Annotated in this window: 13 protein-coding genes; 5 read left to right on the top strand and 8 right to left on the bottom strand. The window is 70.1% G+C overall.

Going from position 1 to position 12427, the window contains the following annotated elements; genetic code table 11:
• Positions 1-810, bottom strand: an 810-nt coding sequence (locus ITP53_RS48780; protein ID WP_195902307.1) for an amidase, incomplete at its 3' end; no start/stop codon positions are given.
• A 194-nt stretch (positions 811-1004) separates the two neighbouring features.
• Here ITP53_RS48780 and ITP53_RS48785 point away from each other — a divergent pair.
• Positions 1005-2339, top strand: a complete 1335-nt coding sequence (locus ITP53_RS48785) for an MFS transporter (RefSeq protein ID WP_195902308.1) — start codon at positions 1005-1007, stop codon at positions 2337-2339.
• A 33-nt stretch (positions 2340-2372) separates the two neighbouring features.
• On the opposite strand, the gene ITP53_RS48790 is transcribed toward ITP53_RS48785, so the two are convergent.
• The 6 genes from ITP53_RS48790 to ITP53_RS48815 form a co-directional block, all read right to left on the bottom strand.
• The gene (locus tag ITP53_RS48790) at positions 2373-2594 is read right to left on the bottom strand and encodes a hypothetical protein (RefSeq protein ID WP_195902309.1); all 222 of its coding nucleotides are present in this window, start codon (positions 2592-2594) and stop codon (positions 2373-2375) included.
• A gap of 128 nt (positions 2595-2722) precedes the next feature.
• The gene (locus ITP53_RS48795; RefSeq protein ID WP_195902310.1) at positions 2723-3496 is read right to left on the bottom strand and encodes a fumarylacetoacetate hydrolase family protein; all 774 of its coding nucleotides are present in this window, start codon (positions 3494-3496) and stop codon (positions 2723-2725) included.
• Between the two features lie 8 nt (positions 3497-3504).
• Positions 3505-4533: an ABC transporter substrate-binding protein gene (locus tag ITP53_RS48800; RefSeq protein WP_195902311.1), complete on the bottom strand. Its 1029-nt coding sequence runs from the start codon at positions 4531-4533 to the stop codon at positions 3505-3507.
• Between the two features lie 15 nt (positions 4534-4548).
• A complete protein-coding gene (locus tag ITP53_RS48805; protein WP_195902312.1) occupies positions 4549-5403 on the bottom strand; it encodes an ABC transporter permease in 855 nt (284 codons plus the stop codon).
• A complete protein-coding gene (locus tag ITP53_RS48810) occupies positions 5400-6242 on the bottom strand; it encodes an ABC transporter permease (protein WP_195902313.1) in 843 nt (280 codons plus the stop codon). Before ITP53_RS48810 ends, ITP53_RS48805 begins: the two co-directional genes overlap by 4 nt.
• Positions 6239-7060 carry an ABC transporter ATP-binding protein gene (locus tag ITP53_RS48815; RefSeq protein WP_195902314.1) on the bottom strand — a complete coding sequence of 274 codons (822 nt, stop codon included), beginning with the start codon at positions 7058-7060 and terminating at the stop codon, positions 6239-6241. The genes ITP53_RS48810 and ITP53_RS48815 overlap by 4 nt, the downstream gene beginning before the upstream one ends.
• A gap of 297 nt (positions 7061-7357) precedes the next feature.
• Here ITP53_RS48815 and ITP53_RS48820 point away from each other — a divergent pair, with 297 nt between their 5' ends.
• The 4 genes from ITP53_RS48820 (at position 7358) to ITP53_RS48835 (ending at position 10451) form a co-directional block, all read left to right on the top strand.
• Entirely contained in the window at positions 7358-8110 is a 753-nt protein-coding gene (locus ITP53_RS48820; RefSeq protein ID WP_207757505.1) for a GntR family transcriptional regulator, read from the top strand.
• Positions 8111-8131: 21 nt separating this feature from the next.
• The gene (locus tag ITP53_RS48825) at positions 8132-9553 is read left to right on the top strand and encodes an amidase (protein WP_195902315.1); all 1422 of its coding nucleotides are present in this window, start codon (positions 8132-8134) and stop codon (positions 9551-9553) included.
• Positions 9554-9580: 27 nt separating this feature from the next.
• Positions 9581-9784 carry a hypothetical protein gene (locus tag ITP53_RS48830; protein WP_195902316.1) on the top strand — a complete coding sequence of 68 codons (204 nt, stop codon included), beginning with the start codon at positions 9581-9583 and terminating at the stop codon, positions 9782-9784.
• A 196-nt stretch (positions 9785-9980) separates the two neighbouring features.
• On the top strand, positions 9981-10451 hold the full coding sequence (locus ITP53_RS48835; RefSeq protein WP_195902317.1) for a hypothetical protein: 471 nt from the start codon (positions 9981-9983) through the stop codon (positions 10449-10451).
• A 32-nt stretch (positions 10452-10483) separates the two neighbouring features.
• Here ITP53_RS48835 and ITP53_RS48840 read toward each other — a convergent pair whose 3' ends face one another.
• The gene (locus ITP53_RS48840; protein ID WP_207757506.1) at positions 10484-12082 is read right to left on the bottom strand and encodes an AAA family ATPase; all 1599 of its coding nucleotides are present in this window, start codon (positions 12080-12082) and stop codon (positions 10484-10486) included.
• Positions 12083-12427 lie beyond the last annotated feature (345 nt).

Consider the following 12427-nt stretch of genomic DNA (forward strand, 5'->3'; position numbering starts at 1 on the left):
CACCACCCGCGGATCGCACGCGAACAGCCCCGCCGGATCGAGCCACCCCACCCGCACGGGCCCGGCCCCTGCGGGGTCGGCGGCTCCGTCTCCCTCGGATTCGGAGGTGGTGAGGCAGCGGTAGGCGGTCAGGCAGTCGTGCTCGTCGCCCGCCAGCACCCCGACGTGATCAAGGGACCGCGACAGGGGGAAGACCCCGTCCGCCGGGATCGCCTCGTACGCGGGCTTGAACCCGGCGACCCCGCACAGAGCGGCGGGGATGCGGACCGAGCCACCGGTGTCGGTGCCGAGCGCGAGCGGCACCATCCCCGCCGCCACGGCGACCGCGCTCCCACCGCTGGAGCCGCCCGACATGCGCGCAGGATCCCAGGGGTTGCGCGAAGGGCCGGCGGCGGAGCGGTCGCCGGTGGGACCGTACGCGAACTCGTGGGTCGTGGTCTTGCCCACGATGACGGCGCCGGCCCGGCGCAGCCGCGCCACACACCAGGCGTCCACCTCCGGCACATAGTCGGCGAAGTGCCGCGATCCCATGGTCGAGGGCAACCCTGCCACCATGATCAGGTCTTTCACGGCGACTGGGACGCCATGAAGCGGGCCGCGAAGGTCGTCCGGCTCCTGGTCGGCCCGCCGGGCCGCGGCGCGCGCCCCCTCCGCGTCCACGGTGACGAACGCGTTGAGCGCGGGGTCGAGCTCGGCGATCGCGTCGAGAGCCTGCTCGACCAGCTCGGTTGAGGTGGTGCGCCCGGTGCGCAGGTCCCGTGCGAGGCCGGCGAGGGTACGCCCGGTGAACGGGCCACGGGAGATCGACATGGGGGGTCCTTGTCAGTAAAGAGCAGCCAAAACGCGGGTAAAGCGTAAAGGAAGCGGATTCACTGCACACCACTTGGGCCACCGCTGTGAAGGACCGTCCCGGAGCTCCAGATCGAGCCGGAAAATGCCTCGTGACCATCGGTGATACGTCATGTACCGTCACGGTTAACGCGGGACTACCGGAGGTGCGGTAGATGGTTCAGGAGCAGCAGCGACCCAACCCGACAGGCGAAGAGAAGAGACGGCAGCTGGTCCGGGCGGTGATCGCCTCCGCCGTGGGGACCTCGATCGAGTGGTACGACTTCTTCCTCTACGGCTTCGCCGCCACCACGATCTTCGCCCAGTTGTTCTTCCCGACGAGCGATCCGACGACGGGCCTCCTGCTCGCCCTCGGCACCTACTTCGGCGGTTTCGCGGCCCGCCCGATCGGCGCGGCGATCTTCGGCCACTACGGTGACCGCATCGGCCGCAAGGCCACCCTCATCATCACCCTGCTCAGCATGGGCATCGCCACCGCGCTCGTCGGCCTGGTGCCCACCTACGAGCAGATCGGGATCTGGGGCGGCATCCTGCTGACACTCCTGCGCCTGCTGCAGGGCATCAGCGTCGGCGGCGAATGGGGCGGCTCCGTGCTGCTCGCCACCGAGTGGGGCAAGTCACGCGGCGGCCGTCGCGGCTTCCTCGGGAGCTGGCCGCAGTTCGGCGTCCCCGTCGGCCTCGTGCTCGGCTACCTGGCCCTGCAGGTGTTCCAGCCGCTCGACCCCTACTGGGGCTGGCGCATCCCGTTCCTGCTCAGCATCGTGATGGCCGCGGTCGGCCTGTACATCAGGCTCGGCATCCTGGAGACGCCGGTCTTCACCAAGCTCCTCGAGGAGAACCGGGTCGAGCGCGTCCCCGTGCGCGAGGTCATCGTCAGGAACTGGCGGGAGATCGTGCTGAGCGCGCTGCTGCGTACCGGGCAGCAGGCGCCGTTCTACATCTTCACCGTCTTCGTCCTCACCTACGCCACGAGGACCCTCGGCTTCGAGCCGAGCGACGTCTACACGTACGTCATCATCGCGGGCCTCGTCTCCCTGATCACCGTGCCCTTCTGGGGCTACATCTCCGACCTCGTGGGCCGCCGACGCCTCTACATGATCGGCGCCGCCCTCATGGTGGTCTGGTCCTTCATCTACTGGCCGCTGCTCGACACCCGCGTGCCCGCGCTGGTCCTGCTGGCCATCGTGCTGGCCGCGCCCATCCACGACATCCAGTACGGTCCGCAGGCCACGTTCATCGCCGAGAGCTTCACCGGCCGGCTGCGCTACAGCGGCGCCTCGCTCGGCTACCAGCTCGCCTCGGTGACGGCCGGCGGCCCGGCGCCGCTGATCGCCGTCTGGTTGTACGCGACCTACGAGAGCTCGTTCGCCATCGCCGTCTACATGGCGGTCTGCTCGCTGATCAGCATCGGCGCCGCGTACGCCCTGAAGGACCGCTCACACGTGGACTACGCGGTCGAGTACGACGAGAGTGAACCCAAACCCGGCTGACGGGCGTGGCCGGGCCGCGCCCGGCCACGAGCGTCACTGGAGCGCCAGACCGCCGCCGTCGCCGAGCGTTCCGAGGGTCCCGCCGCTTCCGGTGATCTGGCCGACGAAGTGGCTGACCGGATTCTCCCCGGCGATGTCGGTGACCTTGGACACGAGGGAGTCGGGGCTGGGCTTGGCGGACGCGGCGGGGGCGGTCAGGGCGAGCAGGCCACCTGCCATGAGGGCGATGATGAGCGGACGCGAGCTGCGGCGCATGGTGAACTCCTGAAGTTCTGATTACGGAGAGCATCAATAGATCTACTCAATGTAATCAGAACTTGGTGCTCCGTCTACGGCCGGCAGCCCCGCCCGAGCGCATACCGGCCGGCAGTCCCGCTCCTCGCTCATGCCTTCTCGGCCACCACCGGGTTGCTGAGCTCGCCGAGGCCCTCGACGGCCACGGTCATCGTGTCGCCCGGCTGGACCGGGCGCACGCCCGGCGGCGTGCCGGTCATGATGACGTCGCCGGGCTCCAGCGTGGCGAAGCCCGAGACGTACGCGATGAGTGTGGGGATGTCGAAGATGAAGTCCCGCGTACGGCCGTCCTGCCGGACCTCGCCGTCCACCGTGCACGTGACGCGGACGTCCGAAGGGTCGAACGCGGTGTCCACCCACGGCCCGAGCGGGCAGAAGGTGTCGAAGCCCTTGCCTCGGGTCCACTGCGGGTCGCTCTTCTGGATGTCGCGGGCCGTGACGTCGTTGCCGATGGTGTAGCCGAACACGTGGGACATGGCGTCGGCGGCGGGGATGCGGCGGCCCCGGCGGCCGATCACGACGACGAGTTCGGCCTCCGGGTCGAGCCGTCCGGACAGCGACGGGTAGACGACGTCGTCGCCGGGGCCGGCGATCGAGGACGGCGGCTTGAGGAAGATCAGCGGCTCCTCGGGCACCGGGTTGCCGAACTCGGCCGCGTGGTCGGCGTAGTTCCTGCCGACACAGAGGATCTTGCTCGGGGTGAGGGGGGCGCGCAGGCGCAACTCGCCGAGGTGGCCCACGGGGGCGCCGGGGCGCAGCCCCTCCTCGGTGAAGGGGTCGCCCTCAGCCCCGCGTACCGTGTCGTCCGGGCCGGCCACCCCCCAGCGCGTCGTGCCGTCGTCGTCGTACCTGATGATGCGCATCGTGCTCCTCAGCAGCCGTTGTAGTCGTTGGTCCAGAGGCGGCCCTCGGTCGCGTCCGCCTGGTTCTCGAGGATCTTCAGTCTGACCATGACGTCGAGCGTGCGCTTGACCATCGCGGCGTCGAAGCAGCCCCGGTCGGACAGCGCCGTCGACATCGCCCGCACCGTCCGCAGCACGGTCGCCCTGTCGGTGCTGCCGAGATCGTCCATGATCTGGTCGGCCACCGCGTCCGGTTGCTGCTTCACCTTCGTGGTCGCCTGCGTGAGCGCGCGGCTGAAGGCGGTGGCGGTGGCGGTGTTCTCCTCGGCCCACTGCCGTGACGTCGCCCACGCGGTGTAGTCGAACTGGTCCAGCTCCGGCACCTCGCCCTTCGGCCCGTCGATGAGGACGACGCCGAAGCCCTGCTCGGCGGCCACGTACGGTGTCGGCGGCGACAGTTGGTACGCGTCGATCTGGCCCTGCTCCAGGGCGGCGAGCAACGCGGACCCGCCGCCGAGCGGCACGAGCTCGACGTCGCGCTCCGGGTCGAGGCCGACCGAGCCCAGGTAGTAGCGCATGTACGTGTCGGTGGGGGAGCCCGGCGAGGTGATGCCGATCTTGAGACCCTTGAGCGCGCGCAGCCGGTCCTGCAACGGTGATTCGGCGGTCACGTTCTTGCTGTCGGCGACCTCCTTGCGCATGACGAGCGTGAGCGTGACCCGGTTGAGGATGTCATGGGCCATGACGACCGAGTCGTCACCCGCCGTGCTCAGCTCGGCCAGGTCCTCGAACCCGACGTCGGCGTACTGGGCCTGACCCGAGGCGAGCGCGGCGACGCTGTCGTTGCCGCTCTCCACCTCCACGATCTCGACCGTGAGGCCCTCCTTGGCGAACAGGCCGTCGTCCTTGGCGACGTAGAGGGCGGACAGGAAGACGTTCGGCGCCGACGCGATCGTGATCGTCCGCTCCCCTTCCGCCGTCCCACCGCCACCGCCGCCGCCCGCGCAGCCGCCGGTCGCCAGCAGGAGCACCGTGATCGCCACCAGCCTGGCTCTCATACCGACCTCCTCGGATCATAGGGCGTTGTCTCCACGCAGCCTGACCTCGGGTCGCCAGCGCAGCACGCGGGACAAAGGCCGCAAGGACAGGGAAAGCAGCAGGACGATCGCGGCCAGCACGATCGTCCCCGCGATCACCCCCGCGGTCTGGTAGCGTCCGGCCGCCGCCCTGGTCAGGTAGCCGATGCCGCGGTTGGAGGCGATGAACTCGCCGACCACGGCACCGATCATGGCGGCCGGCAGGGTGATGCGCAGGGCCGCCAGAATGTACGGCAGCGCGCCGGGCAGCAGCACCGACCGCATCGCCGCCCACCGGGTGCCGCCCATCACCCGGGTGACGTCGATCAGCCCCTGCGGCACCTGCCTGATGCCCTCGACGGTGTTGATGAAGACCACGAAGAACACGAAGTACGCGGCCAGCACGACCTTCGGCGTCAGCCCGATCCCGAACCAGAGGATGAACACCGGCCCCAGCGCCACCGCCGGGATCGAGTACGCGATCAGGAAGTACGGCTCCACGATCCGGTACGCCACCCGGCGCAACGCCAGCGGCCAGGCCAGCAGGACACCGAGCGTGGCCCCGGCGAGGAACCCCAGCCCGCTGGAGGTCAGCGTGAACCGCGCGTGGAACCAGAAATCGGCCGAGCCGAACCAGTCGAGCAGCTGGTCGGCCACGGCCTGCGGGCTGCTGACGAAGAACGGCCTGACGAGGGTGCCGGAGACGAGGTCCCAGACGACGATCGCGGCCACGGCGACGCCGATCCGGCTCGCCCACACGACCGCCCTGAGCCCCCGCCTCCGCCGCACCTGCCGCCGCCGCACCCTCCCGACGACCAGCGCCCCGACGTCACCGACGCTCTTTTCGCTCATCCGCGTGTCCTCCCCGCCGACCACGGCAACGCGCGCGCCTCCACGGCTCGGATCGCGGCGTTGACCAGCATCACCAGCGCCGCGACCACGGCGATCCCGGCGAAGACGGTCGCGGTCTCGAACTGGCGCGACGAGCGCACGATGAGGAAGCCGAGCCCCTGCGTGGCGGCGATGAACTCGCCGAGGATGGCCCCGACCATGGCCCGCGAGAAGGTCAGCCGGATGCTCGCCACGACCGCGGGAGCCGCGCCCGGCAACACGATCGTGCGGACGAGCGTCGGCCCCCGCGCGCCCAGCACCCGGGAGACCTCGATCAGACCGGGATCGATCCCGCGCACCCCGGCCATCGTGTTGGCCAGCACGATGAGGAACACCATCAGCGCGGCCAGCAGCACCTTCGGCAGCAGGCCGAGCCCGAACCACATGATGAACATCGGCGCCAGCGCGATCTTCGGGATCGAGTAGAACGCGGCCAGGAACGGCCCCGCGATCTCGTCCAGCACCGGCACGGCCACCAGCAGCAGTGCCGCCGCCAGCCCCACCGCGATGCCGATGAGGTAACCGGCGCCCGCCTCGCCCAGGGTCACCCCGATGTGCCCCCACAGCCGGCCGTCGGCCACCAGCTCCGCCAGGCGCACCGCGACCTCGGACGGGCTGCTGACGTAGCGGGGTTCGACGAGGAAACCGAGGCCGTACTCCCAGAAGAGCAGGAGCGCGGCGCCGAGCAGCGCGATGCCGCCGCGGACGCGCAGCCGCTCGCGGGACTCGGCGGCGCGGGCGCGGGCGGCGGCCTCGGCCAGCACCGCCGCGGGCTCGCCGCGCACCGTGGAAAGGGTCATGTCGCCGCGATCTCCATGCGGATGTCCTCCCACAACGCGTCGTACAACTCCCTGAAGCGCGGCTGGTCGTGGATGTGGAAGACGTCCCGCGGCCGGGGCAGATCCGTCTCGTACGCCCGCTTGATGTGGCCGGGGCGGCAGGTGAAGGTGAGGATGCGGTCGCTCAGCGCGATGGCCTCGACCAGGTCGTGGGTGACGAACAGGACCGTGGGCCTGCGCAGCTCCCACAGCTTGAGCAACTCGTCCTGCAGGATGACCCGGGTCTGCGCGTCCAGTGGGCCGAACGGCTCGTCCATGAGGACGACGTCGCTGTCGTACGCGAGCGTGCGCACGATGCCGGCCCGCTTGCGCATGCCGCCGGACAACTCGTGGGGGTAGTGGTTCTCGAATCCGGCGAGCCCGACCAGCTCGATGAACTCCCTGGCCCGCCGGCGGCGCTCGTCCTTGGGCACGCGGCGCAGCTCCAGGCCGTACTCGACGTTGCGCAGCATCGAGCGCCACGGCAGCAGGTTGTCGTCCTGGGTGATGTAGCCGACTTCGGTGTTCACCCCGGACACCGGCTCGCCCTGGTAGAGCACGCGCCCGGCCGACGGCTGGGCGAGGCCGGCCAGCAGGTTGAGCACGGTGGACTTGCCGCAGCCGGACGGCCCCACCAGGCTGATGAACTCGCCGGGCCGGGCGGCGAACGTGACGTCTTCGAGGGCCAGCAGCGGCTGCGCGGAGCGGCCCCGGGGGACGAACGCCTTGTAGACGGCTTCCAGCCGGACGGACTCTTCGAGTGGCGGATTGGCAAGATCGACCATGCGCACCAGCTCCATACCGAATACTGAAGATGGTAGACGGCATACCGGAGAGATCAAGAGGCCGGACACGCGGCGGATCGGCGCGCGGTCCGGCGCAACGCCCCTGGCCCGTGGCCGTCCGCGCAGGCCGGCCTGCGTGCGTACGTGCCGCGTGACGGCGTAACCGGGCGCAATCGCGCAGACATCGCACCGCAACACCCGCTTCCTAGCTTCCTTCTGCGAGGCACTCTCGCACGAGGAGGCGGCATGGGTTACCCGCTGGAAACGGTTCTGGAACCCGCGGGAAACGGCACATTCGTAACGTCCGGCGGCATGGCGGCTCGTTCCCCCCGATCGCACCAGCCGGGCGTCGAACGCGAGGCGGACCTGCGCCGCCTGCGCGACCTGCTCCGCTCCGCCATCCTGCGCGGCACCTTCCCCGGCGGCGTGCTGCCCACCGAGGCCGAGCTCATGGCGTCGTACGGCGCGACGCGGGCCACCGTTCGGGAGACGCTCGCGGTGCTGCGCCGCGAGGGTCTGATCGACCGCCGGCCTGGCGTCGGCACGCACGTCGTGGTCAAGGCCGTGATGACCCAACTCGTGGAGGCCCACGGCGTCGAGCCGCCGGGCCAGGAGAGCCTGCTGAACCGGCGGCTGCGCGCCAGGGAGCTCGACCGGTCCATGATCCCGCTGCCCCACCTCGCCGCCGACCGGCTCGGCGTGCCCGCGGGGGTGCCCTGCCTGCGGCTGGAGTACGTGTCGCTGTTCGGCGACGAGCCGCACGGCATGGCCACCAACTACGTGCTCAACCCCGAGGCCGGGCGCATGCGGGACCAGCCGTTCGTCCACGACTGGTACGCCCTGCTCAACGAGGCCGGCGTCGGCTACGAGCAGTCGGAGTTCGTCTGCGGCTGCGCCCCGGCCGACGCGGCCACCGCCGCCCTGCTCGGCATCGCCGAGGGGTCGCCGCTGATCACCATCGAGCAGGTGATCAGCGACGCGAGCGGGCGGCCGTTCAACCTGGCCTACATACATGTACGCGGCGACAGGTTCCTGTTCGTCTCCAGCGCGGCCCGCCGCCACTGACCTTTCTCCGAAGGAGCGACAATGCATCCCCCTGTGACGCTCACCGACGCCGCCGCGGCCCTGCGCGCCGGCGACGTGACCAGCGTGGCGCTGACCGAGCACGCCATCGCCCAGGCCGACCGGCTGGACGGCGAGCTGGGCACGTATCTGGCCAGGTTCGACGAGACGGCGCTGGCCGCCGCCGGGAAGGCGGACGAGGAACTGGCCGCCGGCGTGGATCGGGGGCCGTTGCACGGGATCCCGTTCGGCGTGAAGGACATCATCGCGGTGGCCGAGGGCCCCACGACCGCGCAGAGCCTGATCCTCGATCCGGCCTGGGGCGCGGGCCGGGACGCGCCGGTGGTGACCCGGCTCAAGGCGGCGGGAGCAGTGATCACCGGCAAGGTCACGACCATGGAGTTCGCCTGCGGCATGGTGGACCCGAGCAAGCCGTTCCCCACCCCGCGCAACCCGTGGGACCCGCGGACCTGGCCAGGCGGCTCCAGCTCCGGCACCGGCAACGGTGTGGCGGCCGGGATGTTCCTGGCCGGGCTCGGCACCGACACCGCGGGCAGCATCCGCATCCCGGCGGCGTTCTGCGGCGTGAGCGGCCTGATGCCGACGTTCGGCCGGGTGCCGAAGTCGGGCGTCGCGCCGCTCGGCTACTCGCTGGACCACGTCGGACCGCTGGCCCGCAGCGCCCGCGACTGCGCGGCCGTCCTCGAGGTGATCGCCGGCCACCACCCCAGCGACCCCGACTGCGTGGACCTGCCGCTCGACCCGTTCGAGGGCGGCGGCTCGCTGGACGGGCTGCGGATCGGCGTGGCCCGCGCCCACCACTTCCCCCAGAGCGCCGATCCGGCCGCCGCACCCGCCTTCGACGCCGCGCTGACCACGCTGACCGGGCTCGGCGCGACCCTGGTCGAGGTGGATCTGCCGTACTGGAACGAGATGCTCACCGCCGACCTCGTCACCATGTGCGCGGAGGCGCTGGCCTACCACCGCAACGACGCGGCGGCCCGCTGGGGCGACTACTTCGCCGCCACCCGTGCCCTGCTCGCCCGCGGTGCGCTGGTCAGCGGCGCCGACTACGTACAGGCCCAGCGGGTACGCCGGGTCGCGCAGGACGCCGTCGGCCGGCTGTTCGACTCCGTGGACGTGATCGTCTGCCCGACGGCGTCGGCGGGCGCTCCGACGTACGAGTCCCTGACGGACGCCGAGGGGCGTATCGACGTGGAGGCGATGTTCACCCAGGTCTTCACCCAGTACTGGGACTGCGTCGGCAACCCGGTCCTGGCCGTCCCCATGGGCTTCACCGCCGGCGGGCTGCCGCTGTCGGTCCAGTTCGCCGGCCGTCCCTTCGAGGAGTCCGTGATCCTGCGCGCCGGAGACGCGTACCAGCAGGTCACCGGCTGGCACCTGCGCGTCCCCGAACTGGCCGCCGCGCCGCAGCCCGCCGCCTGATCCAGGAACCCCTTGAAGGAGACGATGATGAGCACCCCCACCGAGACCGTCGGCCGGCTTCTCGCCGCCGCGGGCCTGACCGTGCCCGAGAACGAGATCGAGCTGCTCGCCGCCGGCTACGCCCTCCAGCGGGCCGGCGTCGACGCCCTGTACGCGGTGCCCGAGGCCCGCTACGCCGACCCCGCGCTCCGCTTCCGCGCCGACGCCCGCATGACCGACTGGTCCGGCTGATCATTACCTGCCGGAGGGTCATCTCGATGCGGGCGATGCTTGGTGCGATGCCTCCTTGACCGGCCCAAGGTGAGGGCCGCCGGCAACTGCGGGCGCACAAATTTGACCATTCGGTCATTGGATGTGGAATCATCCGGCAAGATGATCAACTGTTGGTCCCCCGGATGGCGGGCGACGGTTGAGAAGGGCTGGCTGAATGCGCAAGTCAACGACGACGATCATCCTTGGCGCGGCACTGTCGATCGGAGGGATCATGGTCAATCCTGCGTACGCGGCCGCCTCCGCCGTCACCCCGGAGCGGGTGTGCGGTTCCGGCTTCGCCCGGGTCGCCCACAGCAAGCAGGCCGTGAAGACTCACTCCAAACGTGTCCTCGGATACGTCTACCTGCTGTACAACCGCAGGACCGGCTACAACTGCGTCACCACGATCAAGACCTCGAATGTCGGCATCCCCACCTTCACCATGGCCACGATCACGACGCAGACGCGGGGGGCCAACTCACGCACGGGCGGCGAGAACGAGGGCCGGAGCGTCAAACACTACTTGGGACCGGTGAAGACCTACGGCAAGGGCCGGTGCGTCAGCTACATGGGGAGGATTCGGGATGACGGACGCGATGCCGCCGAAGGCAAATCGCGCTGGAAGGACTGGGGCAACTGCGGCTGAGCCGGGTTCGGCGCCCGGCCGGCCCGCACCCGTCACACCCGCAGAACGGTGACCTGGCGGCCGGACGGTGTGGTCGCCTGCTCGAAACCGCCTCGTTCCTTCCAGGGTGGGGCCTGGGGGCGCCGGTCGAAGATCACCAGCACGCCGGTGGAAAGGGTGAGGCGGTCCAGATACCGGTCGAGCTGCGCGAGGCCGTCGGGCGTCGGGTCGTTTTCGTTCGTTCGCCAGACCTTCAGCTCCATGGCCTCCCGCTGCATCAGTCGCTCGCCGTCGGGGCCGGTGTAGGGCCAGCGGACGAGCACGTCCAGGCGTTTGGTGCCGGCGGCGTACTCCCGGTCGAGCTGGCCGCCGCCGTTGACCAGGCGGTGGAGGAAGGCCATGAGGATGATCTGGCAGGCGGCCTCGTGGTAGCCCTCCTGCCGGATGAGTACCTCGCCGTGCTCGCGCCAGAACACGACGAACTCCTGCAGCAGGCGCGGCAGGTCGAAACGGCCGTCGGCCAGGATGAAGCTGTGCGGATCGGCCTTCACGAACCGCTCTGTGCGATCGCCCAGGACCCGTAGCAGGACCTCTCGGTAGATCGGGTTGGCGATCTCGAGTTCCCTGGTCCCCCGGATGAGGCCCAGATCATGGACGTAGGAGACGTCATCGTCGAAAGAAGTGTCCGTGCCTGGCCACGTTCCCGCCACGATCGGTTCGATCACCCGTTCCACCCGGGGATCGTGCAGCCGGGCCACGAGCGCGTCCAGATGGGTGGCGCGCGCCCGGATCAACCGCTCCTTGGCCTCATCAACCTGTGCAATGTTGATGGTGCTGCTCACCTCCATCTCGGTGATGACCTCGTTGGCGAGGGCGTTGACCAGCCACGGCTGTCCCTGGGTCAGCTCGAAAACCCGGTCCACCGCGTCCTTGGTGAACTCCTGGCCGGTCGCCTGTGTGTGCTGGCCGTACAGCTCGGCGATCTGTTCGGCGGTGAAGTCGCTCAGGCGTAGCGACTTTCGGATGATGTTGAACGGGCTGGCCGGGTTGGACCCATCGGGTTCGCCGCCCGAGGCGACCTTGTAGTCACGCAGGTCGCGCAACCCGCACAGCACGATGGACGTGGGGAACGGATGTCCCTCATGCCGCGCGTTGTGGCCGTCGCGGAGCTGGCTGAGGATGCTGACCATGCTGTTGCCTTGCAGGGCGTCGATCTCGTCAAAAAAGAGCACCAGCCGGCGCGGGCAGCGGCGGCACCACTCGCTCAGCGCCGCGCCGAACCGGCTGCCCGGTGTGACGCGCGGCCAGTCATCCGGCGGCAGCAGCTTCTCCGGCCATCCCGACCGCGAGGCGGCTTCGCGGAGGGAATCCAGCAGAAGCGACTCCGCCCAGCCGACGTCGTCGCCGGCCGCCTTGGCACGCTCGCAGGAGAACATCAGGGCGGCGGTGTCGCCCTCGGCATTCAGCTCGGATGCCAGGGTGCGCAGCGCGGTCGTCTTACCGGTCTGCCGGGGGGCGTGCAGCACGAAGTAACGATCCATCTCGATAAGTTCGCGTGCCTGCGGGAGCCGCTGTGTGGGGGGCAGCATGTAGTGGTGCTGGGGGCCGCACGGGCCGGTGGTGTTGAAGTATCTCGCTCGGGGTGGCCGCATGGTCACATTCTGCCATCGCCCTGTCGCTCGCGTCCGGTCCTCGATTCAGCGTGACCCTCCGCAGACACTCGCTGACCGGTGCGATCCTGGACGGCACGCTGACGAGCCGGCCAAGCCGTCCTGGCCAGCGCCGGTCGTAACGAATGAGCCATTCGCGGAACCCCGGCGACTCAAACCTGAGCCCCACCTCCCACACCGCCGGCGGGATGGGCTTGGTGGTCGCCGCCGTGTTCCATGGATCTATGAGGCGTCGGACCGGGCGCGGGTCTGGTTGCCTGGTGATGTGGCGGTTAGGTGCCTGGCGACGGTGACATGGTCGGCGGCGTGGTCGGTGAGGTGGGGGAG

This window comes from Nonomuraea cypriaca, assembly GCF_015645445.1.
GTDB lineage: Bacteria > Actinomycetota > Actinomycetes > Streptosporangiales > Streptosporangiaceae > Nonomuraea > Nonomuraea cypriaca.

Excerpts from the sequence above, each read along its gene's own strand:
- ITP53_RS48785 (WP_195902308.1), top strand. The coding sequence starts at position 1,005 with ATGGTTCAGGAGCAGCAGCGACCCAACCCGACAGGCGAAGAGAAGAGA.
- ITP53_RS48790 (WP_195902309.1), bottom strand. The coding sequence starts at position 2,594 with ATGCGCCGCAGCTCGCGTCCGCTCATCATCGCCCTCATGGCAGGTGGC.
- ITP53_RS48795 (WP_195902310.1), bottom strand. The coding sequence starts at position 3,496 with ATGCGCATCATCAGGTACGACGACGACGGCACGACGCGCTGGGGGGTG.
- ITP53_RS48815 (WP_195902314.1), bottom strand. The coding sequence starts at position 7,060 with ATGGAGCTGGTGCGCATGGTCGATCTTGCCAATCCGCCACTCGAAGAG.
- ITP53_RS48820 (WP_207757505.1), top strand. The coding sequence starts at position 7,358 with ATGGCGGCTCGTTCCCCCCGATCGCACCAGCCGGGCGTCGAACGCGAG.
- ITP53_RS48835 (WP_195902317.1), top strand. The coding sequence starts at position 9,981 with ATGCGCAAGTCAACGACGACGATCATCCTTGGCGCGGCACTGTCGATC.
- ITP53_RS48810 (WP_195902313.1), bottom strand. The coding sequence starts at position 6,242 with ATGACCCTTTCCACGGTGCGCGGCGAGCCCGCGGCGGTGCTGGCCGAG.
- ITP53_RS48825 (WP_195902315.1), top strand. The coding sequence starts at position 8,132 with ATGCATCCCCCTGTGACGCTCACCGACGCCGCCGCGGCCCTGCGCGCC.
- ITP53_RS48805 (WP_195902312.1), bottom strand. The coding sequence starts at position 5,403 with ATGAGCGAAAAGAGCGTCGGTGACGTCGGGGCGCTGGTCGTCGGGAGG.
- ITP53_RS48800 (WP_195902311.1), bottom strand. The coding sequence starts at position 4,533 with ATGAGAGCCAGGCTGGTGGCGATCACGGTGCTCCTGCTGGCGACCGGC.
- ITP53_RS48840 (WP_207757506.1), bottom strand. The coding sequence starts at position 12,082 with ATGCGGCCACCCCGAGCGAGATACTTCAACACCACCGGCCCGTGCGGC.
- ITP53_RS48830 (WP_195902316.1), top strand. The coding sequence starts at position 9,581 with ATGAGCACCCCCACCGAGACCGTCGGCCGGCTTCTCGCCGCCGCGGGC.